Origin of the sequence: Phenylobacterium sp. NIBR 498073, assembly GCF_027286305.1 — a bacterium.
Classification (GTDB): Bacteria; Pseudomonadota; Alphaproteobacteria; order Caulobacterales; family Caulobacteraceae; genus Phenylobacterium.
In genome coordinates this window covers 39,631-65,287 of the sequence record NZ_CP114599.1, presented here as the reverse complement: position 1 = coordinate 65,287, position 25,657 = coordinate 39,631, and the positions used below count along the sequence as shown (strand labels likewise).

Genomic DNA, 25,657 nt, shown 5'->3' with positions numbered 1-25,657 from the left:
CCGTCTCGATGCTACGCATCGATCCACCTCCCCCAGCGGGGGAGGAATTATTCGGTCCGCGACGCTTTCTCGGCCAGGCCGGAGGTTCCCTCGCGCGCTTCGAGCTTGGCGGCGACGTCGTCGAGGCTGACGCCGGCGCGGGCCAGCAACACCAGCCAGTGGTAGATCAGGTCGGCGCTTTCGGCGGCCAGGCCGTCCTTGTCGCCTTGAGCTGCGGCGATCACCGCTTCGACCGCCTCCTCGCCGAACTTCTTGGCGGCGCGCTCGACGCCCTCGCTCAGCAGCTTGGCGGTGTAGGAGCTGGCCGGATCGGCGCCCTTGCGGGCCTCGATGGTCGCGGCGAGGCGCTCGAGGGTCTGCGAGAAGCGGCTCATGCGGCCTCCGTGATGCGGACCGGGATGTGGGCCTTGGCCATTTCGCGCTTCACCTCGGCGACCGAGACCTCGCCGAAGTGGAAGATCGAGGCGGCGAGCACTGCGTCGGCGCCCCCCTTGGTCACCGCATCGACCATGTGCTGGGCGTTGCCGGCCCCGCCCGAGGCGATGACCGGCACGTTGACCGCGCTGGTCACCGCCTTCAGCAGATCCAGGTCGTAGCCGGTCTTGGCGCCGTCGCGGTCCATGGAGGTGAGCAGGATCTCCCCTGCCCCGCGCTTCACCGCCTCCACCGCGTATTCGACCACGTCGAGCCCGGTGTCGGTGCGCCCGCCATAGGTGAACACCCGCCAGCCGTCGTTGCGCCCGCCCCCGCCGGAAACGCTCGCGCCGTGCTTGGCGTCGATGGCCACGACCACGGCCTGGGAGCCGAAGGCGTCGGCGCAGGCGCTGATCAGGTCGCGGTTCTCGACCGCGGCGGTGTTGACGGAAATCTTGTCGGCCCCGGCCAGCAGCAGCCGGCGGGCGTCCTCGACCTGGCGGATGCCGCCGCCGACGCTGAGCGGCATGAAGCAGACGTCGGCGGTGCGGGCGATGACGTCGAGGATCGCCCCGCGCCGCTCGTGGCTGGCGGTGATGTCCAGGAACATCAGTTCGTCGGCGCCGGCGGCGTCATAGGCGGTGGCCTGTTCGACCGGGTCACCGGCGTCGCGCAGCGAGACGAAGTTCACGCCCTTCACCACGCGGCCGTCCTTGACGTCCAGGCAAGGAATGACGCGGACTTTGAGCATCAGGCGGCGACCTTCAGGGCTTCTTCCGGATTGATCGCGCCGTTGTAGAGCGCGCGGCCGAGCACGGCCCCGGCGATCGGCACGCCCTTGCGGGCCTTGATCTTGACGATGTCGTCGATGGTGGCCAGGCCGCCGGCGGCGATCACCGGGATGGCGACGGCGTCGGCGATGGCGCCGAACGCCTCGACGTTGAAGCCCATGACGGTGCCGTCGCGGTCGATGTCGGTGATGATCAGGGCGCCGACGCCGGCGTCCTCGAAGCGTTTGGCGACGGTGACGGCGTCGAGGTCGGAGCTCTCGGTCCAGCCCTGGGTCGCGACCTTGCCGGCGCGGACGTCGACTGAGACGGCGATCTGCTCGGGCCACAGGCGGGCGGCCTCGCGGACGATCTCGGGTTCGGTGACCGCGACGGTGCCGAGGATGACGCGGCTGACGCCGGCTTCGATCCAGCGCTCGACGTCCTTCAGGCTGCGGATGCCGCCGCCCAGCTGGACCGGGATCGAGACCGCCTCGAGGATCGCCTCGACGGCCTTTTCATTGACCGCCTTGCCCTGCACCGCGCCGTTCAGGTCGACGACGTGGACCCAGTGGAAGCCGGATTCGACGAAGCTGGCGGCCTGGGCCGCGGGCGAGGTGTTGAACACCGTGGCGGTGTCGAGGTCGCCGTGCAGCACACGGACGCACTGGCCGTCTTTAAGGTCGATGGCCGGATAGAGGATCACGGTCGCCACTCCAGGAAACGCGCCAGCAGGGCGAGGCCGGCGCTTTGCGACTTTTCAGGGTGAAATTGTACGCCCGCGACATGGCCCTTGGCGACGGCGGCCGGGAACCGGCCTCCATGGTCGACATAGGCGGCGACGTCGGCGGGATCGTCCGGGAAGAACGCGAACGAATGGGTGAAGTACATGGGCGCCTCGCCGACGCCGGCGATCGGCGCGGGGCCGTGCGGGTCGATCAGGGTGTTCCAGCCCATATGCGGGATCTTGGCGGCCGGGTCGGTCGGCTCCACGCGGCGGACGTCGCCGGGGATCCAGCCGAGGCCGGGGGTCTCGCCGAACTCCAGGCCGCGGGTGGCCAGCAGCTGCATGCCGACGCAGACGCCCAGGAACGGGCGGCCCTTGGTCTGGACCGCCTGCGTCATGGCTTCGATCAGGCCGGGACGCTCGGACAGGGCCTTCATGCACGCGGCGAAGGCGCCGACGCCGGGCAGCACCACCCGGTCGGCGGCGGCCACGGTTTCGGGATCGCTGGTGACGACGATCTGGCTCGTTCCCGCCGCGGCGCGGACGAGGGCCTTTTCGGCCGAGCGCAGGTTGCCCGACCCGTAGTCGATCAGGGCGACGCTCTGCATAGGGGATGCTTTCCTAGAGGACGCCCTTGGTCGACGGAGCGCGACCATGGGTCTTGGGGTCGAGTTCGACGGCTGCGCGCAGGGCGCGGCCAAGGGCCTTGAAGCCGCTCTCGGCGATGTGGTGGCTGTTGTCGCCGTAGAGGGTTTCCAGGTGCACGCAGGCGCCCAGGTTCATGGCGAAGGCCTGGTGGAATTCCTTGAACAGCTCGGTGTCGAACTCGCCGATCTTCGGGGTCTTGAACGCGACCTTCCAGATCAGGTACGGCCGATTGCAGAGATCGAGGGCGCAGCGGGTCAGCGTCTCGTCCATCGGGACGTAGGCGTGGCCGAAGCGGTAGATGCCCTTGAAGCCGTCCAGCGCCTGGCGGATCGCCTGGCCGATGACGATGCCGGTGTCTTCCACGGTGTGGTGGAAGTCGATGTGCAGGTCGCCCTTGGTGCGGACATAGAGGTCGATCCCGCTGAAACGCGCGAGACCGTCCAGCATGTGGTCGAAGAAACCGATGCCGGTCTCGACGTCGGCAACGCCGGAGCCGTCCAGATCCACGCGAACGGTGATCTGGGTCTCCTTGGTGTTGCGGACCACTTCCGCGGTGCGGGCCATCCCTTAGAGTCCTTTCGAAGCCGCGAGGTCCTTGAGGCTGACCTGCGGCCGCGGGCCATAGTGCGAGATCACCTCGGCCGCCGCCAGCGAACCGAGCTGGCCGCACACGTTGAGCGGCCGGCCGTTGGCGAGGCCGTACATGAACCCGGCTGCGTATTGGTCGCCCGCGCCCGTCGTGTCTACGACTTTCTCCACAGGGAACGCCGAAACCTCAAAGGTCTCGCCGCCGGCGACGATCACCGAGCCCTGGGCGCTGCGGGTCACCGCGGCGATCTTCACCTTGGAGCGCAGTGCGTTGACGGCGGCGTCGAAGTCGTCGGTCTGGAACAGCGAGGCGACTTCGGTGGCGTTGGCGAACACCAGGTCGACCTGGGTCTCCAGGAAGCCGAGCAGGGCTTCGCGGTGACGTTCGACCACGAAGCCGTCCGACAGGGTGATGGCGATCATCCGGCCGGCGCCGTGGGCCAGGGCCGCAGCCTTGGCGAAGGCCCGGCGGGCGGCCTCGGCGTCGAACAGGTAGCCTTCCAAGTAGACGATCTTGGCGGCCTCGACGATGGCGGCGTCGATGTCCTCGGAGGCGAACTCGGTCGAGGCGCCCAGGAAGGTCGACATGGTCCGCTCGCCGTCGGGCGTGACGTTGATCATCGACACCGCGGTGGCCTTGCCGTTCAGCAGCGGCGGGGTGTCGAAGTGGGCGCCGATGGCGCGCATGTCGTGGGTGAAGACCTTGCCGAGCTGGTCGTCGGCGACCTTGCCCAGGAAGGCGCCGCGGCCGCCGAACGAGGCGAGGCCCGCGACGGTGTTGGCGGCCGAGCCGCCTGAGGCTTCGAGCCCGGCCTGCATGGCGGCGTAGAGCGCCGCGCTGCGCTGCTCGTCGACCAGCATCATGGCGCCCTTGTCCATGCCTTGCTGGGTCAGGAAGTCGTCGGTCGCCGGGGCGATCACGTCGACGATGGCGTTGCCGATGGCGGCGACGTCGTAGAGCTCGGTCATGCGGGAAAGGTCGGCTTTCGCGGAAATCAGGCTTCGCGTCCTACAGGCAAAGCCCTTGCGGGGCAACGCGGGCGGCGCCTCGGCCGCAACCGCCGCCGGTCCCATGTGTTGATCCTGGGCACAACGGAGGATCGAAATGGCGATACTGAAGCGCGACAAGACCAAGACCGGCCTGGCGATAGGTTCGGGCGCGGCGGCGGCCGACGCCGCCGTCGAGGGCCGTCCGACCATGGCCGACCACAAGAGCGAGGCGCCGTATGCGCGTCCGGCCACGCCGCTAAGTGAAGACGAAAAGCCCGACCAGCTGGCCGAGAAGCAGAAGCGCGCCGAGGACCGTCAGGAGGCGCTGCTGGACGAGGGTCTGGAAGAGAGCTTTCCGAGCAGCGACCCGGTGAGCGTCAAGCGCATCACCTGAAGTGCGCGCCCATGGACGCTGCGCCGCGCCGACGGGAAGGGGGCGGGCCGGCTGGAGGAAAGGGGCCGGCCCGCGCTCGTCAGGCCGCGCCGATAAGCGCGATCACCGCGGGGGAGGCGATCACAGCGACGGCGAAGACGAGGATGATGTCGCGCAGCACGTCGGTGCGCGAAAATTCAATCGATTGAGGATAGGTGCAGGTCACGGGGAGGCTCCTACAACAGCGGACGCCCGTAATTTCCCAGATTTGTTGCACTGCGACAAACGAGCTTAGCGCCTGTCGATTGAGATTTAGTCAATTGGATCGGCAAGTCCGTCAGCCAGGGCCTGGTCCAGCAGCCAGCTACGGAACCGCCGGATGTTGGGCTGGTCGGCCTTTTCCGGCAGCGACAGCACCCAGTGGCTGAAGGGGCTGGGCAGCGACAGGTCGAAGGGCTGCACCAGCCGTCCGTTGGCCAGGTCGTCGATCACCATCGCCTTGTGCGCGAAGGCCAGCCCGCGGTCGGCGAGGGCCGCCTCGACCGCGAGGTAGGTGTTGGAGAAGCGCGGTCCCGGATTGGGATCGACCCGGTCGGCCCCGGCCGCCGCCAGCCAGTCGGCCCAGTCAGGCTCCTCGGGCAGCATCAGCACGTCGTGCAGCAGGGTCACCCCGCGCAGGTCGTTGGGGTGGTTGAACGGCCCGTACTTCTCGACCAGGCCGGGGCTGCACACCGGCGTCATCAGGGTGTCGAACAGGTGGGTGACGTGGTGGCCCGGATAGGGGCCGCGCCCGAGACGAATGGCGACGTCGATATTCTCGCGCGCCAGGTCGGCGGCATGATCGGAGGCGGCGACCAGGATCTGCACTTCGGGATAGCGGCGCTGGAAGTCGTGCAGCCGCGGCACCAGCCAGCGGGCGGCCAGCGAGTGCAGCACCGTGACCACCAGCGGCGCGTCGCGCTTGGAGCGCACCGCGTCCACCGCCGACTGGATGGTCGAAAGGCCCTGGCGCACGCCGACTGACAGCTGCTCGCCGGCAGCGGTCAGCCGCACCGCGCGGTTGAAGCGGTCGAACAGCCGGGTCTCCAGCTCGGCCTCCAGGCCCTTGATGTGCCGCGAGACCGCTCCGGGCGTGATCGCCAGCTCCTCGGCGGCGCTGAGGAAGCTGCCGCAGCGGGCGCAGGCCTCGAAGACCCGCAGGGCGTTTAGCGGCAGATGGTTGGCCATGGGCAGGAGATAAGGCCGCGCCGCACGTGGGTGCAATGGCGGCAGAAAATGCTCTAGGCCGCGCGGCTGAACAGGATCTTCGACGGGCAGAGATCGGCGACCTGGCACTCCTCGCACTTGGGCCGACGCGCGACGCAGGTGTAGCGGCCGTGCAGGATCAGCCAGTGGTGGGCGCGGGTCAGGTAGGGGGCCGGGACCAGGGCCATCAGGTCGGCTTCGACCTGATCGGGGGTCTTGCCGGTCGACAACTTCAGGCGATGGGCGACGCGGAAGACGTGGGTGTCGACGGCGATGGCCGGCTCGACGCCCAGTTCGTTCAGCACCACGCTGGCGGTCTTTCGCCCGACGCCGGGCAGGGCCATCAGATCGTCGCGGTTCAGCGGCACCTCGCCGCCGTGCTGCTCGACGATGATCTTCGCCGCGGCGATGACGTTCTTGGCCTTGGTGCGGAACAGGCCGATCGAATTGATGTAGCCGATCAGCGCCTCCTCGCCGAGGTCCAGCATGTCCTGGGGCGTGTGGGCCACGGGGAACAGCTTGGCGGTCGCCTTGTTGACCCCGACGTCGGTGGCCTGGGCCGACAACGCCACCGCCACGACCAGGGTGTAGGGGCTGTCGTAGTTGAGCTCGGTGCGTGGATCGTCGCTGAGCGACTCGAACCGGTGGAACAGTTCCTCGATGCGGGCTTTCTCCGCAGGCGAGACGCGCTTCTTGGTGACGGGCTTGGCCATGGCGCGGAGAACATCGCCCGGCTTGCCCGCTCCGCCAAGAGGCGCGGACTTTTCGCGGCCGTATTCGGCTTCTGGGGCGCGCGACGGGCGGCGGAACCGGTTTCCACTTCCGCCTGCCGCGCACTAGACTGCGTGCCCGATGGATGGCCTCGTCTACATGGACGCCGTGATCACGCCCAACCGCTCGCTGTCGCAGCGGGGGTTCGTGGTGCTGATCAGCATCGTCACGTTCTTCAATTGCGTGGCCGCGGCGGTGTTTCTGTCGATGGGCGCGACCTTCGTCCCGGTGTTCCTGGGCCTGGACGTGCTGGCGGTGATCGCCGCCTTCGCCGCGAGCTATGCCGCCGCCAAGAAGATCGAGCGGGTGCTGGTCACCGCGCGCGAGGTGCGGGTGGTCCGCGAGACGCCGAAGTCCAGCGAAGTGGTCTGGGAAAGCCCGACCGCCTTCACCCGGGTGGCCCTGGAGATCGACGAGGACGACGTCGTCCACGGAGTGCGGGTCGCGATGTCCGGTCGCCACGCCTCGGTGGCCGCGGCGCTGAGCCCGGTCGAACGCGCGGACTTCGCCCGGGCCCTGGAGCGGGCGATCTACGACGCGCGGCGCGGCTAGGCGGCGCAGGGCCCGCCGGCGCTGGCGCGAATGGGCCCCCTACCGCAGGCCCTTCATCTCCATGCCCTTGACGATGATCAGCTTGGCGAGGTTCGCGCCCGGCACCACGAAGTTCAGGGTCTCGGCCCCGACGTCGAGCAGGAAGCGCGGCTCCAGCGCCTTGCCCAGATACTGCTCGAAGGTGTCGCCGCCGACCCGCGCCTCGCCGGTGACGGCGTCGAACTCGACCACGGCCTCCTTGTCGGCGCGGCGATAGCGGAAGGCGTGGATCGGCCGGTAGTAGAGGTCGACCGCCTCGACCCGCACCAGCTCCTCGGTCACGGTGTCGGCGTCGATCTTGCCGATCGCCGCGGCGACCACGTCGCGCACCACCATGGAGGCCTTGGCCTGGGGCGGCACCACGACCATGCCGTCGGCGGTGGCCTTGGCCAGGGCCTGCGCGTCGGTCTCGACCGCGTCGTGCTGCAGATAGGCCGCCAGGGTCGGAGTCGGCTGTTTGCTCAGCCCGTCGACAAACACCTCGCGGCGGGCCTCCTCGCGGCAGGACTCCAGGCCCTCGAACGAAATCCGGCCGTCGACGGCCGGCAGGCTGCGGCCATCGATCGTGACCTGCCGCACCTCGGGCGCGACCGGCACGGCGTAGCTGCGCCGCCGCTCGTAGGCCGTGGCCGTCGAGACCGCGACGCGCCAGAACGGCTGCAGCCGGCGTTCGCGGTAGACGACCGCGAAGTCGTCTTCCTTGGGGTGGTTGAACAGGCCCGCGACCCGCGCCAGGGCGCCGAACGCCTCCAGCCGCTTGGCCCAGGCGCGGCCCTCGGCGTGCTCCAGGCTGAACCGATCGGCCAACCGGAAGATGCGCTCCTCGGCGAGTTCGACCTGCATGCGGGGCCTCCCTGCGGCGTCGCAGGGATTGAGAGCCCCGCGCAGCAGGTCGGCAAGGGGGTCAAGTCCCTGGCCGGCCTAGGGAAAACCCTAGTTAGAGGATGAAGCGGCTGAGGTCGGCGTTCTGGGCCAGGCCGCCGACCCGCTCCTTCACGTAGGCGGCATCGATGCTGATCGTCTCGCCGTCGCGGTCGGAGGCCGAATAGCTGATCTCCTCCAGCACCTTTTCCAGCACGGTCTGCAGCCGGCGGGCGCCGATGTTCTCGACGCTGCCGTTGACGGTCACCGCCGCGTCGGCCAGGGCGTCGATGGCGTCCTCGGTGAAGCTGAGCGTCACGCCTTCGGTGGCCAGCAGCGCCTGGTGCTGGCGGATCAGGTTGGCTTCCGGCTCGGTCAGGATGCGGCGGAAGTCGTCGCGGGTCAGGGCCTTGAGCTCGACGCGGATCGGCAAGCGGCCCTGCAGCTCGGGCAGCAGGTCCGAGGGCTTGGCGACGTGGAACGCGCCCGAGGCGATGAACAGGATGTGGTCGGTCTTCACCGGGCCGTACTTGGTCGAGACGGTGGTGCCCTCGATCAGCGGCAGCAGGTCGCGTTGCACCCCTTCGCGGCTGACGTCGGCGCCGGCCCGGTCGCGGTTGGAGGCGACCTTGTCGATCTCGTCGAGGAACACGATGCCGTTGTTTTCGGCCAGCTCCAGGGCTTCCTGGGTCAGGGCTTCCTGATCGAGCAGCTTGTCGCTTTCCTCGGCGATCAGCGGGGCGTGGGCGCCGGCGACGGTGGTCTTGTGGGTCTTGGTGCGGCCGCCGAAGGCCTTGCCCATCATTTCGCCGAGATTGAGCATGCCCATCTGGGCGCCGGGCTGGCCGGGAATGTCGAACATCGGCAGGCCGCCGCCGCTGTCGGCGAGGGTCAGCTCGACCTCCTTGTCGTTCAGCTCGCCGGCCCGCAGCTTCTTGCGGAAGCTCTCGCGCGCGGCGGTGGAGCCGGGTCCGGTCAGGGCGTCGAGGATGCGTTCCTCTGCGGCGGCTTCGGCCCTGGCGCGCACGCCAGCCCGGCGCTTGTCGCGGACCATGGCCATGGCGCTTTCCACCAAATCGCGGACGATCTGGTCGACGTCGCGGCCGACATAGCCGACCTCGGTGAACTTGGTGGCCTCGACCTTCAGGAACGGGGCCTGGGCCAGCCGCGCCAGGCGGCGGGCGATCTCGGTCTTGCCGACCCCTGTCGGGCCGATCATCAGGATATTCTTCGGCGTCACCTCGTCGCGCAGGTCGGCGGGCACGCGGCGGCGGCGCCAACGGTTGCGCAGGGCGACGGCGACGGCCTTCTTGGCGTCGGGATGGCCGACGATGTAGCGGTCGAGCTCGGAGACGATCTCGCGGGGGGAAAACTCGGTCATGGCCCGCTAGATAGTCACGACGCCGGCTCTGCGACAGGAAGAATCTGATCGAAGACCAGACGCCAACCCTCGGCGCGGCTCTGCCAGATGCGGACATAGTGGCCGCGGCGGTCCTGGGCGGCGTCTTTCCAGCGCGCTTCGCCATAGGTCCAGACGAGATCGCCGTCGCTGGAGGCGCGGCCGCCGAGCGGGGCGAAGGCGATGGCGGCCGGGCGCGTGGCCAGCTCGGCCTTTACGGCCGCAGGCGTCGTCGCCGGCGGCTGCGGGGAGCCCGCGAGGCGGGCGTCGGGGCTCAGCACGGCGAGGTAGGCGGCGGCGGAATCCGTGGCCGCGTCGCGGGCGAGGACCGCCTCGGCGGCCTGCACGGAGCGCATCGCCGTCGCGGCGTCGGCGGACGGGCCGGTGGCGGGGGCCAGATAGGCCGGGGGCGAGTCCTGGGGCGGCGCCTGCCCATGGGCGCTGGGCGAGCCGCCGTCGTAGATCCACTTCCAGCCGCCGTCGCCCTGCCGGGCCCAGACGGTGAAGTACCAGCCGTTCGGCTTGCCGTCGAAGGTGCTCGGGCCGGTGGTGAAGCCGAGGTCGCCGGACCTGGCGATGCCGGCCCACAGCGGCCACCAGACCAGCGGCGGGTGCGGCGTGTCCGGCCGCGGGCCGTAGAGCTCGTGGGCCTTGACCGGGTCGGGGGCGAACAGGATCGCGTCCGGGGCCGAATGGGTCAGGAACGAGCGCTTGATCCCGTGCGCCAGGCCGTCGGCCGCGAACGCCCGCTCCGCGGCGACGACCGCGGAGGGATCAGGTTGCGCCAAGGCGGGGGACGAGAGGAGAAGCGCAGCCAGGATCAGGCTACAGGCTTTCAACCGTCAGCTCTCCGTTGGTGTAGACGCAGATCTTGGCGGCGATGCCCATCGCCTTGCGGGCGACTTCTTCGGCCGAGAGCTCGCTGTCGGCCAGGGCCAGCGCCGCGGCCAGGGCGTAGTTGCCGCCCGAGCCGATGGCGGCGACGCCGGTCTCCGGCTCCAGCACGTCGCCGACCCCGGTGACGGTGAAGATCGAGTCCTTGTCGGCGACCAGCAGCATCGCCTCCAGCCGGCGCAGGTAGCGGTCTGTGCGCCAGTCCTTAGCAAGGTCGACGCAGGCGCGGGCCAGCTGGTCCGGATATTGCTCGAGCTTGGCCTCGAGCCGCTCGATCAGGGTGAAGGCGTCGGCGGTGGCGCCGGCGAACCCGGCCAGCACCTTGCCGCCGGCCAGGGTGCGCACCTTGCGGGCGTTGCCCTTGACCACGGTCTGGCCCATCGAAACCTGGCCGTCGCCGGCGATCACGGTCTTGCCGCCCTTGCGCACCGCGAGGATGGTGGTGCCGTGCCAATCGGGAAAGTTCGAGCTTGTCGTCATGGCTCTCGATGTGGCCAGGGGGACGGGCGAGGTCAAGCGCGGCGCGATCAGGCCGGACCGCCGCGCGCTGAAACGTAACGAGGCGACGATGAGCTTCACGGACGACGAAGTCGAGCGGTACGCCCGCCACCTGGTGCTGCGCGAGGTCGGCGGCCAGGGTCAGCAGCGCCTGAAGGCCGCCAGCGTGCTGATCGTCGGGGCCGGGGGCCTGGGTGCGCCGGCGGCGCTCTACCTGGCCGCGGCTGGGATCGGACGCATCGTGCTGGCCGACGCCGACGTGGTCGACACTTCGAACCTGCAGCGCCAGGTGATCTTCCGCGACGCCGACGTCGGCCGCCGCAAGGTCGAGGCGGCCGCCGACCAGCTGCGGGCTCTGAACCCGCACGTGCATGTCGACTGCGCCCCGGTGCATGTGGAGCCGTGCAACCTCGGGCCGCTGGTGACGGGGGTCGACCTGGTGCTGGACGGCACCGACGACTTCGCCACCCGTTTCGCGGTCAACGCCGCCTGCGTGCAGCACGAACGGACGCTGGTCTCCGGCGCGATCGGCCGCTGGACCGGCCAGGTCGGGGTGTTCCGCGGCAAGCCCTGTTATCGCTGCCTGGTGCCCGAGGTTCCGCCCGAAGCCGAGACCTGCTCGGCGGTCGGGGTGGTCGGGGCGCTGGCCGGGGTGATCGGCTCGATGATGGCGCTGGAGACCATCAAGCTGGTCGCCGGCGCCGGCGAGCCGCTGGCCGGGCGGCTGCTGATCTATGACGGGCTGTCGGGCGAGAGCCGGACCGTGCGGATCGGGGCCGATCCGGAGTGCGAGGTGTGCGGCGGGCGTTAGCCCCGTTGTCATCCCGGTTTGCGCAGCAAGACCGGGATCCATTCGCGCCTCGCGGCGAGGATTGCGCGAGGCCTTCGAGATCGGGTGTTCATGGGTCCCGGTCTTCGGCTGCGCCGAAACCGGGATGACAGCTTTTGGTTGGTCAGAGCATCGACGGGATGACCCGGTCGGGCGGGCGGTGGCCGTCCATCCAGGTCTTGAGGTTGATGATCACCTTTTCGCCCATGTCGATGCGCGCCTCGACCGTGGCCGAGCCCAGGTGCGGCAGCAGCACGGCGTTCGGCTGGGTCAGCAGCTTGGGATTGATCGCCGGTTCGAACTCGAAGACGTCGAGGCCCGCTCCGGCGATGGCGCCGGCGGCCAGCAGGTCGGCCAGCGCGCCCTCGTCGATGATGCCGCCGCGGGCGGTGTTGACCACCACGGCGTGCGGCTGCAGCAGCTTCAGCCGCCGCGCCGACAGCAGGTGGTAGGTGGCCGGGGTGTGCGGGCAGTTGACCGAGATGATGTCCATGCGGGCCAGCATCTGGTCGAGGCTCTCCCAGTAGGTGGCCTCCAGCTCCTCGGCGATCACGTGGCTGACCGGCTTGCGGTTGTGATAGTGAATCTGCATGCCGAAGGCCTTGGCGCGGCGCGCCACCGCCTGGCCGATCCGGCCCATGCCGATGATCCCCAGCCGCTTGCCGTTGACCCGCCGGCCCATCATCCAGGTCGGGGTCCAGCCGGTGAACTCGCCGGCCTGCACGACGTTGGCGCCTTCGACGATCCGGCGCGAGACGGCCATGATCAGCGCCATGGTCAGGTCGGCGGTGTCTTCGGTCAGCACGCCGGGGGTGTTGGTCACGGCGATGCCGCGCTCGTTGGCGGCGGCCACGTCGATGTGGTCGACCCCGGCCCCGAAATTGGCGATCAGCTTCAGCTTGTCGCCGGCCGCCGCGATCAGGTCGGCGTCGATGTGGTCGGTGATCGTCGGGACGATGGCGTCGGCCCGCTGCACCGCCCTGATCAGCGCCTCGCGGTCGAGCGGTACGTCGTCGAGGTTCAGCTCGGTGTCGAACAGCTCGCGCATCCGGGTCTCTACCGGGTCCGGGAGGCGGCGGGTGACGATGACTTTGGGTTTTCGAGCGGCCATGAGCGTCTGAAAGGAATCTTTAACTGCGCGCGGCGCGCCTTGCGTTGTGACGAAGAACCTCTAGCAAAGCGCCCATGGACGGCCAAGGCGAGCCTCGAACGATTGAACCGCGGAAGCGCTTAACGCCCGTTTTTTTGACGGCCGCGTTGATTCTGGCCGCCCTGACGCCCGCCGTCCAGGCGGCGCCGCGCCAGACGCCGTCCGGCCAGCCGGTGCCGCGCTATGTCTCGCTGAAGTTCGACAAGGTCTATGCGCGGGCCGGGCCGGGGGAAGATCACAAGCTTTTGTGGGTCTACCAGGCCAAGGGGCTGCCGGTGCAGGTGATCGCCGAGAACTCCGAGTGGCGGCGGATCTGCGACCCGGACGGCGGGATGGCCTGGGTGCACCGGCGGCTGACCAGCGGCGAGTCCACCGTCATGCGGGTCAAACCGACGCGTCTGGCCCTGCACAAGAAGCCGCGGGCCGAGGCCGAGATCACCGCCTATATGAACCCGCGCTCGATCGCCGAACTGCCCAAGACCTGCGAGGACGGCTGGTGCCGGGTGCGCAGCGAGGGGGTCTCGGGCTGGGCCCCGGCGAGCGAACTCTGGGGAACTTCCGACGCGATCCAGTGTAAAGTGGGCCGTCCCGGCGTCGCGCGCAGCCGTTGAGCCTGCCGCGCGGCTCTGCTAGGGCCTGAAATTCACGATTCCCGAGGCTCGGAAAAACGGGCCGCCGCCAAGAAAGCCAAGCATGATCCAGGGCGCCAAGGCCAAGGACCACTACAATCTCGAAGAGCTGCTGGCCTGCGGCCGAGGCGAGATGTTCGGCCCGGGCAACGCCCAGCTGCCGGTGCCTCCGATGCTGATGTTCGATCGCATCGTGAAGATCACCGAAGACGGCGGCGCGCACGGCAAGGGCTATCTGGAAGCCGAGCTGGATATCAATCCGGACCTCTGGTTCTTCCAGTGCCACTTCATCAACGACCCGGTGATGCCGGGCTGCCTGGGCCTGGACGCCATGTGGCAGCTGGTCGGCTTCTTCCTCGGCTGGTCGGGCGCGCCCGGCAAGGGCCGCGCCCTGGGCGTCGGCGAGGTGAAGTTCACCGGCCAGGTGACCCCGAAGGTCAAGAAGCTGGTCTACAAGATCGACCTCAAGCGCGTGATCATCCGCAAGCTGGTCATGGGCATCGGCGACGGCGTGCTCGAGGCCGACGGCAAGGTGATCTACGAGGCCAAGGATCTGCGCGTCGGCCTGTTCGACGCCAAGGACCTGGTCTGAGAGCACGGGCAGGCACATGCGTCGCGTCGTCATCACCGGCATCGGTATCGTCTCGTCCATTGGCGCTGACGCCAATGCAGTCCTGGCTTCGCTGCGCGAGGCCAAGTCCGGGATCAGCTTTTCGCCCGAATACGCCGAGCTGGGCTTCCGCTCACAGGTCCACGCCGATCCCGGTCTCGATTGGGAAAAGCTGGTGGATCGGCGCGCGGCGCGGTTCCTGGCCCAGGGCACGGCCTATGGCCACATCGCCATGGAACAGGCGATCGCCGACGCCGGGCTGGAGGAGGCCGAGGTCTCCCACGAGCGGACCGGCCTGATCGTCGGCTCCGGCGGGCCGTCGACCAAGGCGATCATCGAGGCGGCGCACACCGCCAAGGAGCGCGGCCCCAAGCGGGTCGGCCCGTTCGCGGTGCCCAAGGCGATGAGCTCGGGCGCCTCGGCGACCCTGGCCACCTGGTTCAAGATCAAGGGCCTGAACTTCTCGATCTCGTCGGCCTGCGCCACCTCCACCCACTGCATCGGCTCGGGCTACGAGCAGATCCTGATGGGCAAGCAGGACGTGGTGTTCGCCGGCGGCACGGAGGAGCTCGACTGGTCGCTGAGCGTGCTGTTCGACGCCATGGGCGCGATGAGCTCGAACTTCAACGACCGGCCCTCCACCGCCAGCCGCGCCTACGACAAGGACCGCGACGGCTTCGTGATCGCCGGCGGGGCCGGCATCGTGGTGCTGGAGGAATACGAGCGCGCCAAGGCCCGCGGGGCCAAGATCTATGGCGAGATCGTCGGCTATGCGGCCAACTCGGACGGCTTCGACATGGTCGCCCCGTCGGGCGAGGGCGCGGTGCGCTGCATGCGCATGGCCATGGAAGGCTTGGGCGGCCGCAAGATCGACTACCTGAACCCGCACGGCACCTCGACCCCGGTCGGCGACTCCAAGGAAATGGGCGCGGTGCGCGAGGTGTTCGGCTCGAACGTGCCGCTGATCTCGTCGACCAAGTCGCTGACCGGCCACAGCCTGGGCGCCGCGGGGGCGCAGGAGGCGATCTACAGCCTGCTGATGCTCAACAACGGCTTCGCCGCGCAGAGCGCCCATATCGAGACCCTCGATCCCGAGTTCGCCGACCTGCCGATCCTGCTGCAGCGCAAGGACGTGCAGTTGGAGACCGTGATGTCGAACTCGTTCGGCTTCGGCGGCACCAACGGCTGCCTGGTGATGGCGCGGGTCTAGGAAACAGGCCGACGCAGTTCGAAAAACTGCGTCGGCTCCTGCCGTTCGCGCACTGACGAATAGACCATCCGCTCGTCGGCGGGCGTCATGCCCAGCGCGGCCATTACGGCGAAGGACGCCTGGTTCTCCACCTGGGCGCCGGCTTCCATCACCTCGGCCGGGATCAGCCGCCACAGCATCGGCATGGCCGCGGCGGCCGCCTCGCGCATAAAGCCCTGTCCGTGGCAATCCTCGGCCAGGTGGTAGCTGATCTCCATCCGCCGCCGGTCGTCGGGCCGCAGGCCGCCGCCGAAACCGCCGATCATCCGCCCGTCCGACCGTCGCGTCAGCGCGTAGAAGGCATATCCCCCGGTCCGGATCGCCGCCCGCGAGCGTTCGATCCGCGCCAGCGCCGCGTCCCGGCTCAGCGGGCTTGGCCAGGAGGACAGCCAGCGCGTGACCGCGGGCGTCATGTTGGCGGCCATGTCGTCGGCGTCAGTCGTTTCGAGCGCCCGCAACCGCAGACGCTCGGTGTCGATGACGGGCAAAAGCTCGGTCATGATCGCCTCCCGGGTCGTCTCATAGCCGCGGTCTCGTGATCGCCGCCAGCAGGATGGCGCTTGCGCGCGACTTCGGGCCCGTCCACAAACCGGCGAACTTTTGGAAACGCCAAGGAGACCACGCGTGGCCGAAGACTATCAGATGCCCAAGGGCGACCTGATGAAGGGCAAGAAGGGCGTCATCACCGGCGTCGCCAACCACCAGTCGATCGCCTGGGGGATCGCCTCGCAGCTGGCGGCCCAGGGCGCGGAGCTCTCCTTCCTGCACCTGCCGGGCATGGAGCGCCGGGTGACCCCGCTGGCCGAAAGCGTCGGCGCCAAGGCCATCGTGCCGGCCGACGTGCAGGACGACGCCTCGATGGACGCGGCCTTCGACGCCATCGAGAAGGCCCACGGCACGATCGACTTCTTCCTGCATTCGATCGCCTTCGCCAACAAGGACGAGCTGAAGGGCTCGTTCGTCGAGAACACCTCGCGCGAGAGCTTCCTGCGCGCCATGGACATCTCGGTGTTCTCGTTCGTCGATTGCGCCAAGCGCGCGGCGAAGCTGATGCCGAACGGCGGCTCGATCGTGACCATGACCTATCTGGGGTCCGAGCGCGCCATCCCGAACTACAACACCATGGGCGTGGCCAAGGCCGGGCTGGAAGCGGCGACCCGCTATGTCGCCCGCGACCTGGGTCCGGCGCGCATCCGCGTCAACGCCATTTCGGCCGGGGCGATGAAGACCCTGTCGCTGGCGGGGATCAGCGGCGGCCGCGGCATGCTGGCCCAAGGCCGGTCGATGTCGGCGCTCGGCGAGGACACCTCGATGGAGGGCGTCGCCGGCTGCGCGCTGTGGCTGCTGTCGGACCTCGGCTTCTCGACCACGGGCGAAATCGTCCACGTCGACGCCGGCTTCCACATGATGGGCCTGGGCTCGGACAGCGAGTAGGCGCCGCTGAGAGATGCTCCCCCTCTGGGGGAGCTGTCAGCCGCGTGGCTGATCGAGGGGGACCTCGACTCCTGTGATTGCAGGAGCAGTCCCCCTCCGTCTCGATGCTTCGCATCGATCCACCTCCCCCAAGAGGGGAGGATCTTGCTCGAGTCGCCGCTACTAAGCGTTCGCGCCGCCGTCGACGACGAAGCCGGCCCCGTTGGCGAAGCGGCCTTCGGGCCCGGCCAGCCAGGCGACCGCGCCGGCGATGTCTTCCGGCTTGCCATACTCTGGAATGGGCATCCGCGCCCGCTGCGGGTCGGCGCCCGGACCTGCGGCCGGGTTCATGTCGGTGTCGGTCGAGCCAGGGTGCACCAGGTTGACCGTGATCCCGCGGGGGCCCAGGTCGTGGGCTAAGCCCTTGGTGAAGCTCAGTAGGGCCGACTTGGTCATCGCATAGAGGGTGATGCCGGCCATCGGGACCCGTTCGGCCAGGTTCGAGCCGATATTGATGATCCGCCCGCCCGCCGGCAGGTGCGCGGCGGCGGCCTGGGCCGCGACGATCACCCCGCGCACGTTCACCGCCAGCAGCTGGTCGATGTCCTCGAGCGTCCAACCCTCGACCGGCCCGACGCCGCGGGCGATGCCGGCGTTGTTCACCAGGATGTCCAGCCCGCCCAGCTCGGCGGCGGCGCGGTCGACGGCGGCCTTGACCGCGGCCGGATCGGCGCTGTCGGCCTGGATCGCCAGACCCTTGCGGCCCAGGGCCTCGACCTGCGCCACGAGCGCCTGGGCCCTGTCGGCCGAGCGCTCATAGGTGATGGCGACGTCGGCGCCGTCGCGGGCCAGGCGCAGGGCGATGGCGGCGCCGATGCCGCGGCTGGCGCCGGTGACCAGGGCGCGCTTTCCGGAGAGGTTCGACACGGGGTTGCTCCATTTCTGTGTCGTTCGATACAGAACGCAGATGGTCGGCTTGCCGGGACCCGTCAAGGCTTTTATATATCGGTCGCTACAGAAAGGTGTCCTCATGGCCGAACGCGGCCGACCTCGCAGCTTCGACCGGGACGCGGCGCTTCGCCGGGCGATGGAGGTCTTCTGGACCAAGGGTTACGAGGGCGCCTCGATCAGCGACCTGACCGAGGCCATGGGCATCGGCTCGCCCAGCCTCTACGCGGCGTTCGGCTCGAAGGAGGCGCTGTTCCGCGAGGCGATCGAGCTCTACGGCCGCATCGAGGGCCCGGAAATCTGGGACGTGGTCGAGAATGCGCCCGACGCACGCGCGGCCGTGGAAGGTTTCCTGACCGCCACTGCACATTCCTTCTCAAGGCCCGGCAAGCCGCGCGGCTGCATGGTCGTGCTCTCGCAGCTCAATACGACGGAGGCCAGCGCCAGCGTCTGCGCCGCCCTGCGCGAGAACCGGGCCCAGGGCCAGTCGGGGCTGGAGGCGCGCCTGCGCCGGGCGGTCGGTGACGGCGACCTGCCGCCGAGCGTCGATTTCGCCGCCCTGGCGGCGTTCTATCTGACCGTCCAGCAGGGCATGTCGATCCAGGCCCGCGACGGGGCTTCGGAGGACAGGCTGCTGGCGGTGGCCAAGGGCGCGATGGCGGCCTGGGGGCCGCTCACCGCGCCCTGACGGTCAGGCGAACTGCCGGTCGCGGCGGCGGGCCGAGCGCAAGGCCGCGCCGGCCAGGCCGAAGCCGGCGATCATCATCGCCCAGGTCGCCGGTTCCGGAACCGCCGAGCCGGTGAAGCGGACTTCCGACAGCCCGATCGGGGCGTAGCCGTAGGTCTCCGGATACTTCTGGTGATTGCCGTCCAGGGCGATCTGGACGTAGCGGGCCTGGCCGCCGAACCCGAAGCTCTCGGCCGCCAGGGCCTGGCCCGTGCCGCGCGACAGCTCGCCCGCCAGCACCTGGGTGTAGCTGACGCCGTCGGTGGAGATCGAGATCCTGAAGGCCTTGGAGGCGCGGTCGAGGGTCGAGGCGAATTCCTCGACGCCGAAGTTGTAGTTCCAGATGTCGGCGCCCGAGAGCTTGAAGGTCTGGCCGAGGTCGAAGGTCAGGGTGGCGGCCGAGATCCCGAGGTCGGTCATCCACATGTTGGCGAAATCGGCGTCGTGCAGGTCGCCCGACAGGCCGCTGCCGTCGATCAGGTTCTCGGGATTATAGATCCCCCAGAACGGGAAGGTGTTGGTGGCGGTGACGCCGACCGGGGTGATGGTGGTCGCGGCGGCCGCGGGCAGCGCGAGCGAGCCGGCGGCGACGAGGGCGGCGAGGCCCAGGGACTTGGCGAACATGGTTACCCTCCAGTTAAGACTTGAGGGCTGATGGCCCAGGCGCATGGCGCCCGTATCTCGGTTCGATGAAGGTTGTGCGGCTGACGCGGGCTCTACGCCGAGTAGGCCCTCATGAAGCGCTGAGCGGCCTCGCGCGCGACCCGGTCGATCTGGGCCTCGTCGAGCTGGCGGAAGACGCCGAGCAGCTGGGAGATCTGGTGCGCGCCGATAACCATGCCCGCGAAGAATTCGGCGGCCAGGGCCGGATCGTCCACGGCCAGGCGGCCGTTGTCGGTTTCGATCTGCAGAAATTCGGCCAGCCGGTGACGGGAGGTGGCGGGGCCGGCCTCGAAGAAGGCGCGGGCGAGGTCAGGATGCTCGGCCGCCGCCTCGACGGTCATGCGCAGCATGGAGACCCCGCGCGAGAGCATCACCGTCGAGAGCATCGATCGCCCGAAGGCGACCAGCGCGTCCTCCGGATGCTCCAGGGCTTCGGGCAGCAGCAGCGGCGCGGTGATCTCCGACACCCGCCGGTCGACGATGGCGCGGATCAGTTCCGGCTTGGAGCCATAGTGGTTGTAGATCGTCTGTTTCGACACGCGCGCGCGGCGGGCGATCTCCTCCATGGAGGCCGCCAGGCCGCGCTCGCCGAACACCTGGGCGGCGGCGTCGAGGATGGCCTCGGTCTTGGCGAGGTCGATCTGGCCGGGCGCGCGCGGCATCAGTGGCCTCCGCCGCCGCCGCTGGGCGGATCGCTCTTGCCCGGCGAGGCCAGGAAGCCGAGCAGGGCGGCGACGGCGCAGCCGAGCGCCAGGAAGTAGAACCCGTCGCCGAAGCCGAGGACGGCGGCGTCGCGGTAGAGGGCCATGCCGAGAAACTTGCGGGCCGCGCCTTCCGGATTGGCCAGGCCCTGGGCCTCCATCATCGAGGTCATGCCGGCCAGCATTTCCTGGCCCTGCAGGCTGGCGATGCTCATGCCCGCTGACAGCTCCGACAGATGCACGGCGGTCTGGTCGGTGAGAATGGTGGTCAGGATCGCCAGGCCGATGGCGCCGCCGACGTTGCGGACCAGGTTCACCAGCCCCGAGGCGTCCTTCATCAGCGAGACCGGCAGGGTGGAGACCGACAGCGCCTGGGCCGCGATCATCGCCACCATCACCCCGAAGCCGCGGATCGCCTGCAGGGCCGCGAACTCCCAGAAGCCCCATTCGGCGGTGACCCGCACCCCCAGCCCCACGCCGTAGGCGGCGAGCGCGAAGCCGGCGACCAGCGAGATGCGCGGGTCCATCAGCCGCACGACGCGGCCGACGACCGGGGCGCTGAGGAACATGGCCAGGCCCGAGACCAGCATGGTGGTGCCGACCTCGGCCGCCGAGTACTGGCGGATCTGGCCGAGGAACAGCGGCAGGATGAAGGTGCCGCCGAACAGGCTCATGCCCGACACCGCGTTCATCAGGAAGCCGAGCGTGAAGTTGCGGTCCTGGAACGGTTTGAGCGAGACGATGGGCTGTCGATAGGTCAGCTGCCGCCAGATGAACACCACCCCGGTGATCACCGCGGTGACGGTCAGCCACAGGATCAGGTCGTCGTCGAACCAGCCCTCGCCCGAGCCCTCTTCGATGACGTACTGCATCGACAGCAGGAAGACGGTCATGGTGAACAGGCCGAACCAGTCGATGCCCTTGGCCAGGCTCGGGTCGCCCTTGTCGAAGTCGCCGTAGCGGCCGACCAGGAACATCACCAGCAGGCCGGGCGGGACGTTGATGAAGAACAGCCAGCGCCAGTTGAGCGCCTCGGTCAGGTGACCGCCCAGGGTCGGGCCGATGGTCGGCGCCAGGGTGACGATCAGGCCGACCGTGACGTTGGCCATCACCCGCTTTTCGGGCGGGAACACGGTCATGGCGGTGGCGAACACGGCCGGGATCATCGCGCCGGCGGTCAGGCCCTGCAGCGCCCGGGTGACGATCATCATCTCGATGCTGGTCGACAGGCCGGTGAGGATCGAGGTGACGATGAAGCCGGCGGCAGCGAACACGTAGACCGGCCGCGTGCCCCACATCTTGGTCAGGTACGCGGTGAGCGGAATGATCACCACCTCGGCCAGCAGGTAGATGGTCTGCACCCAGCTGATCTCGTCGGCGCTGGCGCCGATGCCGGCCTGGATCTGGCTGAGCGAGGAGGCGACGATCTGGATGTCGAGCGTGGCCATGAACTGGCCGACCACCATCCCGCCGAAGCCGAGGAAGATCTTGACCCAGTCGACCTCGCCCGAGGCGGTGACGTGCGCGCCGGCCGGCGCGGGCGGGGCCGGCGCCGGGGATTTCTGCGGATCGTCGAGGGCGGCGTCGGTCACGGCCGCAGGTCCCTAGCGGGCTTCCCCGCGCCGGGCGTACTCGGCCGAGGGCGTGGCTTCGGCGAAGCTCGGGCCGGTGTCGGCGGTGACGTCGACCTTGACGTCGACCGACAGGCCCGGCCGCAGGGCGCCGGCCAACGGCGACTTCGGATCGACGACGATCTTCACCGGCAAGCGCTGGGCGATCTTGGTGAAGTTGCCGACCGCGTTCTCGACCGGGATCAGGGCGAACTCCGAGCCGGTGGCCGGAGCGAAGCTGTCGATGCGGCCGGGGATCGCCTGCTTGCCGAAGGCGTCGGCATGGATGGTGACCGGCTGGCCGATCTTCAGGCGGGCGACCTGGGTCTCCTTGAAGTTGGCGACCACATAGGCCTGGCCCAGCGGCACGACGGTCATCAGCGAGGAGCCGGGGCGGACGTACTGGCCGGTGCGCACGGCGCGCGCGCCGACCACGCCCGAGGCCGGCGCCTTGATCTCGGCGCGTTCCAGGTTGATGCGGGCCTGCTCGACCACGGCGCGGGCGGCCTGGGCCTGGGCGATGGTCTGGTCCCGGGCCGAGCCGAGGCTTTCGGCGCTGCGGCGTTCGGCCTCCAGCGCGGCCTTGGCCTGGGCGACGCTGGCGCTGGCCTGGCCGGCGGCGGCGCGCGCCGACTGTTCACGCTGGGGCGCCACCCAGCCCTGGCCGGCGAGCGTCCCGTAGCGGGCGAGTTCGGCCTGGGCCAGCTGGGACTCGGCGTGGGCGGCGGCGACCCCGGCCGCCTTCTGGGCGATCATCGCCTGTTCGAGCCGGGCCTTGTCGTCGACCGCGCGGACGGCGGCGTCCAGCGCCGCGGCGTTGGCCTCGGCCTGGGCGAGCGCCGCCTTCAGCGGCGCGGTGTCGAGCCGCACCAGCACCTGGCCGGCCTGGACGTGTTGGTTGTCGGCGACCAGAACCTCGGCGACATAGCCGTCGACCTGCGGCGCGACGCTGACCTTGTCGGCCTGAATGAAGGCGTTGTCGGTGGTTTCGAACTTCTGCTTGTTCATCCACCAGACGCCGCCGCCGACCACCAGGCCAAGCGCGACGACCCCGCCGACGGCGAGGGGAACGAACTTCTTGGGCAAAACCGCCATGTGGAGCGCCTGAAAATCCGAAAAATGGACGCAATAGTCCAATCAAGACTGAAGTAGGGCGAGTTCGGACGGCCAGCAATGGGTAAAATGGACGAATGCGTCCAAGAAACCTTAACGAGGCGGAAAGCCGCAGGCGGCAGCAATCGGCGTGAACGGGGCGCGACGATGATCAACGGCAAGATACGATTGGGCTGGCTAGAAGCCTTCGGTCTGTTCGGCGTGACCTTTCTGCTTGGGATGCTGGTCGCATGGAATCTGGCCGAGCGACGCTCGACACCGGGGCTGGTGCGGGACTTGAGCGCCGAACCCGTCGCGGCGAACCGTCAGTTCGCTGAGCGCCTGGCGCGGGCCGTGCCGATCGGCTCTTCCGACGACGAGATGATCGAGTTTCTGAGCGCGCAAGGTTTTAAACTGTACCGGCGTCGTCCGCTGACGACGCAGGAGCAGCATGCGGTGCACGACATGTCGAACATCGTGTGCGCCGTCCGCGCAAATGTCGCCTGGCGAGTCGATGCGTCCGGCCGGGTGACCTCGATGACCAGCCGGGTAGGCGAAGAGGGGTGCTGGTAGCCCTCAGCCCAGCCGCCGCATCCGGTAGGCGTTGATCGCCATGTCGCCGACCCGCTGGGTCAGCCGCCAGTTCACCACCGCGCCGACCGGGGCGCCGATGATCGGGATCAGCTGCGCCATCTTCGCCAGGTCGATATAGTCCCGGTACTCCTGCTGGAAGCGGCGCCAGTCGAAGTCGTCCAGGTGCTGGGGATGGGCGCGGGCGTCCCAGGCCTCCATGGCCCGGAATACATCGGCGCGGTGCGCGGCCGAGGAAAAGGCCAGCTGGAAGATGTGCAGCAGGTAGAGCCGCTCGGAGAAGTCCTTCCCCGACTTGCCGTAGATCGCCATCAAGTCGAACAAGAGCTTGAGTTTGATGGCGATGAGCGCCGGGAAGTCGGCGACCGCCAGCCAGAAGCCGCCGGCCCCGGCGACGCCGCCCTCGACCGCCGCGGTGGTGCGGTAGCCGCCGATGGTCGCGATGGCGCGGGCGTCGCGCACCGCCAACGGGGCGTCGAGCAGGGGCGCTGCGGCGACCACGTTGGAGCCGGTCAGGATCGCGCGGGTCATCTGCTCAATGACCGCGGTGGCGGTCTTGTGCACCTGCTCGGGGATGACCTGGTTGATCTTCTGCTGGACGCCGCGGGTGGTCTTGTCGAGCAGGTTCGGGGCCTTGAGCATCTGGCCGCGCCAGCGGGCGACCTCCTGTCGGGCCCAGGCCTCGTACTCGGCTTCCGACGCGCCGAACGGCGGCTGGTCCTTGGCCACGGCGTCAGGCGTCCGCGACGTGCGCGCGGGCCGCGGAGATGGCGGCGGCGATGGCCCCGCGCGCCTGCGGACTGTTGCGCCAGCAGGTCGAGCCGACCAGGGCCGAAGCGGCCGCACAGACCGCGCCAGCGTCCTGGCGCGCGAGGCCGGCGAGATCCTCGATCCCGACCTGCTCCAGCCGCTGCACCACGGTCGGGCCGACGCCCTTCACGGCCAGCAGGATCGCGCGTTCGTCGGCGGAGAAAGCCATCGCATACCCTCAGTCAGCGTCGCCAATCCCAGAGATAGGGGCTATCGGCGGGAGGGGATAGTCGGCCGCTCCGATCACGGCCTCTTGGACGTCCTCGGGCGCGCCGGGGCGCGGTTCTAACTGGACCTTTGCCGCCGTTCGTCGGCATATCCGCCCATGGCTGAGACCTTCGATGCGGACGTGATCATCGCCGGCGCCGGAATGGCGGGGGCGACCTTGGCGCTGGCGCTGAAGAGCGCGGGACTGGAGCCGCTGCTGATCGATCCGGTGGTGTTCGACGATCAGGTGGCGCCGACCTTCGACGGTCGCGCCTCGGCCATCGCCTTCGCCTCGTTCCGCCAGTGGCGCACCCTGGGCCTGGCCGCCGAGATCGAGCCCTACGCCCAGCGCATCGAACAGATCCTGGTCACCGACGGCTTCTCGCCGGGGGCGGCGGCGCGGGCGCCGACGCCGTTCTATCTGCGCTTCGATTCCGCCGAGATCGCCGACCGCTCGGACGGCGAGCCGCTCGGCTACATGCTGGAGAACCGGCGCACCCGCGCGGCGCTGGCGGTCGGGGTCGGCCGGGCCGCGATCCGGGTCGAGGCGCCGGCCAGGGTCGCGGGCGTCGAGCTCGGCGCCGGCGGGGCCAGCGTCACCCTGGAGGACGGCCGGACCCTGCGCGCGCCGCTGGTGGTCGGGGCCGAGGGCCGCGGCTCGGTGGTGCGCAAGGCGGCGGGCGTCGGCGTCACCGGCTGGGACTATCCGCAGACCGGCGTCGTCGCCACGGTGCGGCTGGCCCGAGGCCACGAAGGCGTGGCCCACGAGTACTTCCTGCCGGGCGGACCGTTCGCGATCCTGCCGCTGACCGAGGACCGCGCCAGCCTGGTCTGGACCGAAAGCCGGGCGAAGGCCGCGGCGCTGAAGGCGGCCTCGCCGCAGGCCTTCCACGCCCATCTGCAGCGCCGGTTCGGCGAGTTCCTCGGCGCGGCGACCCTCGATGGGCCCGTCTTCACCTATCCGCTGTCGCTGCAGCTGGCCGAGCGGATGACCGCGCCGCGGGCGGTGCTGCTGGGCGACGCCGCCCACGGCGTCCACCCGATCGCCGGCCAGGGGCTGAATCTCGGCCTGAAGGGCGCGGCGGCGCTGGCCCAGGTGCTGGTCGAGGCCGCGCGGCTGGGCGAGGACATCGGCTCGGAGCTGGTGCTGGAGCGCTACGCCCGCTGGCGGAGCTTCGACACGGTGATGCTGGCGGCGGCTACCGACGTGTTCACGCGGCTGTTCTCGAACGACAACCCGGTGCTGCGGTTGGCCCGTGGCGTCGGCATGGCGGCGGTCAACCGCATCGGCCCGGCGCGGCGGTTCTTCATGGAAGACGCCGGCGGCGCGACCGGCGACCTGCCGCGGCTGCTGCGCGGCGAGGCGCTGTAGGCACTTGGGTGTCATCCCGGTTTGCGCAGCAAGACCGGGACCCATTCGCGCCGTGCTTGCGGGGTGGGGCGACGCTCAGAACCAGCTTGAACGATCCGGTGTTCATGGGTCCCGGACAAGCGCTGCGCGCTTTCCGGGATGACACCTAAGACTCAACGTCCGGCAGCTCTCCCAGCGCGGGAGCATCTGGAGGTGCAGCGTTTGGAACCGCTCCCTCGCCCCCTTGGGGGAGAGGGTCGGGGTGAGGGGGACTGCTGACTCAGCGGAGCGTCGCTCCGCGTCGCCAGACC

At 69.5% G+C, this 25,657-nt stretch carries 32 protein-coding genes; 10 read left to right on the top strand and 22 right to left on the bottom strand.

Annotated features, from left to right (window positions below; all coding sequences use genetic code 11):
• Positions 1-47: 47 nt before the first annotated feature.
• The 6 genes from O4N75_RS00345 to O4N75_RS00320 are packed head-to-tail and all read right to left on the bottom strand — an operon-like array spanning position 48 to position 4,113.
• Positions 48-374 carry a phosphoribosyl-ATP diphosphatase gene (locus tag O4N75_RS00345; protein ID WP_269627434.1) on the bottom strand — a complete coding sequence of 109 codons (327 nt, stop codon included), beginning with the start codon at positions 372-374 and terminating at the stop codon, positions 48-50.
• The gene (gene hisF, locus O4N75_RS00340; protein ID WP_269627433.1) at positions 371-1,165 is read right to left on the bottom strand and encodes an imidazole glycerol phosphate synthase subunit HisF; all 795 of its coding nucleotides are present in this window, start codon (positions 1,163-1,165) and stop codon (positions 371-373) included. The genes O4N75_RS00345 and hisF overlap by 4 nt, the downstream gene beginning before the upstream one ends.
• The gene (hisA, locus tag O4N75_RS00335) at positions 1,165-1,887 is read right to left on the bottom strand and encodes a 1-(5-phosphoribosyl)-5-[(5-phosphoribosylamino)methylideneamino]imidazole-4-carboxamide isomerase (RefSeq protein WP_269629409.1); all 723 of its coding nucleotides are present in this window, start codon (positions 1,885-1,887) and stop codon (positions 1,165-1,167) included. Before hisA ends, hisF begins: the two co-directional genes overlap by 1 nt.
• Positions 1,884-2,516 carry an imidazole glycerol phosphate synthase subunit HisH gene (gene hisH, locus O4N75_RS00330; protein WP_269627432.1) on the bottom strand — a complete coding sequence of 211 codons (633 nt, stop codon included), beginning with the start codon at positions 2,514-2,516 and terminating at the stop codon, positions 1,884-1,886. The genes hisA and hisH overlap by 4 nt, the downstream gene beginning before the upstream one ends.
• 13 nt (positions 2,517-2,529) lie before the next feature.
• Entirely contained in the window at positions 2,530-3,120 is a 591-nt protein-coding gene (gene hisB, locus O4N75_RS00325) for an imidazoleglycerol-phosphate dehydratase HisB (protein ID WP_269627431.1), read from the bottom strand.
• Between the two features lie 3 nt (positions 3,121-3,123).
• A complete protein-coding gene (locus O4N75_RS00320) occupies positions 3,124-4,113 on the bottom strand; it encodes an adenosine kinase (RefSeq protein WP_269627430.1) in 990 nt (329 codons plus the stop codon).
• A gap of 136 nt (positions 4,114-4,249) precedes the next feature.
• Here O4N75_RS00320 and O4N75_RS00315 point away from each other — a divergent pair, with 136 nt between their 5' ends.
• Positions 4,250-4,528, top strand: a complete 279-nt coding sequence (locus tag O4N75_RS00315) for a hypothetical protein (protein ID WP_269627429.1) — start codon at positions 4,250-4,252, stop codon at positions 4,526-4,528.
• A gap of 79 nt (positions 4,529-4,607) precedes the next feature.
• Here O4N75_RS00315 and O4N75_RS00310 read toward each other — a convergent pair whose 3' ends face one another.
• The 3 genes from O4N75_RS00310 to nth all read right to left on the bottom strand — a co-directional run bounded on the left by O4N75_RS00310 (position 4,608) and on the right by nth (position 6,465).
• Positions 4,608-4,733: a hypothetical protein gene (locus O4N75_RS00310; RefSeq protein WP_267230951.1), complete on the bottom strand. Its 126-nt coding sequence runs from the start codon at positions 4,731-4,733 to the stop codon at positions 4,608-4,610.
• An 86-nt stretch (positions 4,734-4,819) separates the two neighbouring features.
• Complete coding sequence (gcvA, locus tag O4N75_RS00305; RefSeq protein ID WP_269627428.1) at positions 4,820-5,734, bottom strand: transcriptional regulator GcvA; 915 nt, start codon at positions 5,732-5,734, stop codon at positions 4,820-4,822.
• A gap of 53 nt (positions 5,735-5,787) precedes the next feature.
• A complete protein-coding gene (gene nth, locus O4N75_RS00300) occupies positions 5,788-6,465 on the bottom strand; it encodes an endonuclease III (RefSeq protein WP_267230949.1) in 678 nt (225 codons plus the stop codon).
• A gap of 139 nt (positions 6,466-6,604) precedes the next feature.
• On the opposite strand from nth, the gene O4N75_RS00295 reads away from it, so the two are divergent.
• Positions 6,605-7,075 carry a DUF2244 domain-containing protein gene (locus O4N75_RS00295; protein ID WP_269627427.1) on the top strand — a complete coding sequence of 157 codons (471 nt, stop codon included), beginning with the start codon at positions 6,605-6,607 and terminating at the stop codon, positions 7,073-7,075.
• A gap of 39 nt (positions 7,076-7,114) precedes the next feature.
• On the opposite strand, the gene O4N75_RS00290 is transcribed toward O4N75_RS00295, so the two are convergent.
• The 4 genes from O4N75_RS00290 to hslV form a co-directional block, all read right to left on the bottom strand.
• A complete protein-coding gene (locus O4N75_RS00290) occupies positions 7,115-7,957 on the bottom strand; it encodes a hypothetical protein (RefSeq protein ID WP_269627426.1) in 843 nt (280 codons plus the stop codon).
• Between the two features lie 94 nt (positions 7,958-8,051).
• Positions 8,052-9,356: an ATP-dependent protease ATPase subunit HslU gene (gene hslU / locus O4N75_RS00285; protein WP_269627425.1), complete on the bottom strand. Its 1,305-nt coding sequence runs from the start codon at positions 9,354-9,356 to the stop codon at positions 8,052-8,054.
• A gap of 14 nt (positions 9,357-9,370) precedes the next feature.
• Positions 9,371-10,213: a DUF4440 domain-containing protein gene (locus O4N75_RS00280; protein WP_269627423.1), complete on the bottom strand. Its 843-nt coding sequence runs from the start codon at positions 10,211-10,213 to the stop codon at positions 9,371-9,373.
• On the bottom strand, positions 10,200-10,748 hold the full coding sequence (hslV, locus tag O4N75_RS00275) for an ATP-dependent protease subunit HslV (protein WP_267230944.1): 549 nt from the start codon (positions 10,746-10,748) through the stop codon (positions 10,200-10,202). The genes O4N75_RS00280 and hslV overlap by 14 nt, the downstream gene beginning before the upstream one ends.
• An 88-nt stretch (positions 10,749-10,836) precedes the next feature.
• On the opposite strand from hslV, the gene moeB reads away from it, so the two are divergent.
• On the top strand, positions 10,837-11,577 hold the full coding sequence (gene moeB, locus O4N75_RS00270) for a molybdopterin-synthase adenylyltransferase MoeB (protein WP_269629408.1): 741 nt from the start codon (positions 10,837-10,839) through the stop codon (positions 11,575-11,577).
• A gap of 142 nt (positions 11,578-11,719) precedes the next feature.
• Here moeB and O4N75_RS00265 read toward each other — a convergent pair whose 3' ends face one another.
• Entirely contained in the window at positions 11,720-12,706 is a 987-nt protein-coding gene (locus O4N75_RS00265) for a D-glycerate dehydrogenase (RefSeq protein ID WP_269627422.1), read from the bottom strand.
• Positions 12,707-12,852: 146 nt separating this feature from the next.
• Here O4N75_RS00265 and O4N75_RS00260 point away from each other — a divergent pair, with 146 nt between their 5' ends.
• From O4N75_RS00260 to fabB, 3 genes are all read left to right on the top strand, one after another.
• Complete coding sequence (locus O4N75_RS00260; protein WP_269627421.1) at positions 12,853-13,356, top strand: SH3 domain-containing protein; 504 nt, start codon at positions 12,853-12,855, stop codon at positions 13,354-13,356.
• Positions 13,357-13,438: 82 nt separating this feature from the next.
• Positions 13,439-13,966, top strand: a complete 528-nt coding sequence (gene fabA, locus O4N75_RS00255) for a 3-hydroxyacyl-[acyl-carrier-protein] dehydratase FabA (protein WP_183775527.1) — start codon at positions 13,439-13,441, stop codon at positions 13,964-13,966.
• 16 nt (positions 13,967-13,982) lie between these two features.
• Positions 13,983-15,194 carry a beta-ketoacyl-ACP synthase I gene (fabB, locus tag O4N75_RS00250; protein WP_269627420.1) on the top strand — a complete coding sequence of 404 codons (1,212 nt, stop codon included), beginning with the start codon at positions 13,983-13,985 and terminating at the stop codon, positions 15,192-15,194.
• Here the strand turns inward: fabB and O4N75_RS00245 are convergent.
• Positions 15,191-15,733 (bottom strand): GNAT family N-acetyltransferase, encoded by a 543-nt coding sequence (locus O4N75_RS00245; protein ID WP_269627419.1) that lies wholly within the window; start codon positions 15,731-15,733, stop codon positions 15,191-15,193. The genes fabB and O4N75_RS00245 overlap by 4 nt on opposite strands.
• Before the next feature lie 124 nt (positions 15,734-15,857).
• Here O4N75_RS00245 and O4N75_RS00240 point away from each other — a divergent pair, with 124 nt between their 5' ends.
• Positions 15,858-16,667, top strand: coding sequence for an enoyl-ACP reductase (locus O4N75_RS00240; RefSeq protein WP_267230940.1), 810 nt, complete (start codon positions 15,858-15,860; stop codon positions 16,665-16,667).
• 162 nt (positions 16,668-16,829) lie between these two features.
• Here O4N75_RS00240 and O4N75_RS00235 read toward each other — a convergent pair whose 3' ends face one another.
• The gene (locus tag O4N75_RS00235; RefSeq protein ID WP_269627418.1) at positions 16,830-17,573 is read right to left on the bottom strand and encodes a 3-oxoacyl-ACP reductase family protein; all 744 of its coding nucleotides are present in this window, start codon (positions 17,571-17,573) and stop codon (positions 16,830-16,832) included.
• Between the two features lie 103 nt (positions 17,574-17,676).
• Between O4N75_RS00235 and O4N75_RS00230 the strand changes: the two genes are divergently transcribed.
• Positions 17,677-18,282 (top strand): TetR/AcrR family transcriptional regulator, encoded by a 606-nt coding sequence (locus tag O4N75_RS00230; RefSeq protein WP_269627417.1) that lies wholly within the window; start codon positions 17,677-17,679, stop codon positions 18,280-18,282.
• 3 nt (positions 18,283-18,285) lie between these two features.
• Here the strand turns inward: O4N75_RS00230 and O4N75_RS00225 are convergent, their stop codons facing one another.
• The 4 genes from O4N75_RS00225 to O4N75_RS00210 all read right to left on the bottom strand — a co-directional run bounded on the left by O4N75_RS00225 (position 18,286) and on the right by O4N75_RS00210 (position 22,390).
• Positions 18,286-18,945: a PEPxxWA-CTERM sorting domain-containing protein gene (locus O4N75_RS00225; protein WP_269627416.1), complete on the bottom strand. Its 660-nt coding sequence runs from the start codon at positions 18,943-18,945 to the stop codon at positions 18,286-18,288.
• A gap of 92 nt (positions 18,946-19,037) precedes the next feature.
• Positions 19,038-19,646 carry a TetR/AcrR family transcriptional regulator gene (locus O4N75_RS00220; RefSeq protein WP_269627415.1) on the bottom strand — a complete coding sequence of 203 codons (609 nt, stop codon included), beginning with the start codon at positions 19,644-19,646 and terminating at the stop codon, positions 19,038-19,040.
• Complete coding sequence (locus O4N75_RS00215; protein WP_269627414.1) at positions 19,646-21,277, bottom strand: DHA2 family efflux MFS transporter permease subunit; 1,632 nt, start codon at positions 21,275-21,277, stop codon at positions 19,646-19,648. The genes O4N75_RS00220 and O4N75_RS00215 overlap by 1 nt, the downstream gene beginning before the upstream one ends.
• 12 nt (positions 21,278-21,289) lie before the next feature.
• Positions 21,290-22,390 carry an HlyD family secretion protein gene (locus tag O4N75_RS00210; protein ID WP_269627413.1) on the bottom strand — a complete coding sequence of 367 codons (1,101 nt, stop codon included), beginning with the start codon at positions 22,388-22,390 and terminating at the stop codon, positions 21,290-21,292.
• 165 nt (positions 22,391-22,555) lie between these two features.
• On the opposite strand from O4N75_RS00210, the gene O4N75_RS00205 reads away from it, so the two are divergent.
• The gene (locus O4N75_RS00205) at positions 22,556-22,960 is read left to right on the top strand and encodes a hypothetical protein (RefSeq protein WP_269627412.1); all 405 of its coding nucleotides are present in this window, start codon (positions 22,556-22,558) and stop codon (positions 22,958-22,960) included.
• Positions 22,961-22,963: 3 nt separating this feature from the next.
• Here the strand turns inward: O4N75_RS00205 and O4N75_RS00200 are convergent, their stop codons facing one another.
• Positions 22,964-23,707, bottom strand: coding sequence for an EcsC family protein (locus tag O4N75_RS00200; protein ID WP_269627411.1), 744 nt, complete (start codon positions 23,705-23,707; stop codon positions 22,964-22,966).
• Between the two features lie 4 nt (positions 23,708-23,711).
• Positions 23,712-23,957 (bottom strand): helix-hairpin-helix domain-containing protein, encoded by a 246-nt coding sequence (locus tag O4N75_RS00195; RefSeq protein WP_269627410.1) that lies wholly within the window; start codon positions 23,955-23,957, stop codon positions 23,712-23,714.
• Between the two features lie 156 nt (positions 23,958-24,113).
• Here O4N75_RS00195 and O4N75_RS00190 point away from each other — a divergent pair, with 156 nt between their 5' ends.
• Positions 24,114-25,367, top strand: a complete 1,254-nt coding sequence (locus O4N75_RS00190) for a UbiH/UbiF/VisC/COQ6 family ubiquinone biosynthesis hydroxylase (RefSeq protein ID WP_269627409.1) — start codon at positions 24,114-24,116, stop codon at positions 25,365-25,367.
• Positions 25,368-25,657 lie beyond the last annotated feature (290 nt).

Excerpts from the sequence above, each read along its gene's own strand:
- O4N75_RS00345 (WP_269627434.1), bottom strand. The coding sequence starts at position 374 with ATGAGCCGCTTCTCGCAGACCCTCGAGCGCCTCGCCGCGACCATCGAG.
- hisF (WP_269627433.1), bottom strand. The coding sequence starts at position 1,165 with ATGCTCAAAGTCCGCGTCATTCCTTGCCTGGACGTCAAGGACGGCCGC.
- hisH (WP_269627432.1), bottom strand. The coding sequence starts at position 2,516 with ATGCAGAGCGTCGCCCTGATCGACTACGGGTCGGGCAACCTGCGCTCG.
- hisB (WP_269627431.1), bottom strand. The coding sequence starts at position 3,120 with ATGGCCCGCACCGCGGAAGTGGTCCGCAACACCAAGGAGACCCAGATC.
- O4N75_RS00320 (WP_269627430.1), bottom strand. The coding sequence starts at position 4,113 with ATGACCGAGCTCTACGACGTCGCCGCCATCGGCAACGCCATCGTCGAC.
- O4N75_RS00315 (WP_269627429.1), top strand. The coding sequence starts at position 4,250 with ATGGCGATACTGAAGCGCGACAAGACCAAGACCGGCCTGGCGATAGGT.
- gcvA (WP_269627428.1), bottom strand. The coding sequence starts at position 5,734 with ATGGCCAACCATCTGCCGCTAAACGCCCTGCGGGTCTTCGAGGCCTGC.
- nth (WP_267230949.1), bottom strand. The coding sequence starts at position 6,465 with ATGGCCAAGCCCGTCACCAAGAAGCGCGTCTCGCCTGCGGAGAAAGCC.
- O4N75_RS00295 (WP_269627427.1), top strand. The coding sequence starts at position 6,605 with ATGGATGGCCTCGTCTACATGGACGCCGTGATCACGCCCAACCGCTCG.
- O4N75_RS00290 (WP_269627426.1), bottom strand. The coding sequence starts at position 7,957 with ATGCAGGTCGAACTCGCCGAGGAGCGCATCTTCCGGTTGGCCGATCGG.
- hslU (WP_269627425.1), bottom strand. The coding sequence starts at position 9,356 with ATGACCGAGTTTTCCCCCCGCGAGATCGTCTCCGAGCTCGACCGCTAC.
- hslV (WP_267230944.1), bottom strand. The coding sequence starts at position 10,748 with ATGACGACAAGCTCGAACTTTCCCGATTGGCACGGCACCACCATCCTC.
- moeB (WP_269629408.1), top strand. The coding sequence starts at position 10,837 with ATGAGCTTCACGGACGACGAAGTCGAGCGGTACGCCCGCCACCTGGTG.
- O4N75_RS00265 (WP_269627422.1), bottom strand. The coding sequence starts at position 12,706 with ATGGCCGCTCGAAAACCCAAAGTCATCGTCACCCGCCGCCTCCCGGAC.
- fabA (WP_183775527.1), top strand. The coding sequence starts at position 13,439 with ATGATCCAGGGCGCCAAGGCCAAGGACCACTACAATCTCGAAGAGCTG.
- fabB (WP_269627420.1), top strand. The coding sequence starts at position 13,983 with ATGCGTCGCGTCGTCATCACCGGCATCGGTATCGTCTCGTCCATTGGC.
- O4N75_RS00245 (WP_269627419.1), bottom strand. The coding sequence starts at position 15,733 with ATGACCGAGCTTTTGCCCGTCATCGACACCGAGCGTCTGCGGTTGCGG.
- O4N75_RS00230 (WP_269627417.1), top strand. The coding sequence starts at position 17,677 with ATGGCCGAACGCGGCCGACCTCGCAGCTTCGACCGGGACGCGGCGCTT.
- O4N75_RS00225 (WP_269627416.1), bottom strand. The coding sequence starts at position 18,945 with ATGTTCGCCAAGTCCCTGGGCCTCGCCGCCCTCGTCGCCGCCGGCTCG.
- O4N75_RS00220 (WP_269627415.1), bottom strand. The coding sequence starts at position 19,646 with ATGCCGCGCGCGCCCGGCCAGATCGACCTCGCCAAGACCGAGGCCATC.
- O4N75_RS00210 (WP_269627413.1), bottom strand. The coding sequence starts at position 22,390 with ATGGCGGTTTTGCCCAAGAAGTTCGTTCCCCTCGCCGTCGGCGGGGTC.
- O4N75_RS00205 (WP_269627412.1), top strand. The coding sequence starts at position 22,556 with ATGATCAACGGCAAGATACGATTGGGCTGGCTAGAAGCCTTCGGTCTG.
- O4N75_RS00195 (WP_269627410.1), bottom strand. The coding sequence starts at position 23,957 with ATGGCTTTCTCCGCCGACGAACGCGCGATCCTGCTGGCCGTGAAGGGC.
- O4N75_RS00190 (WP_269627409.1), top strand. The coding sequence starts at position 24,114 with ATGGCTGAGACCTTCGATGCGGACGTGATCATCGCCGGCGCCGGAATG.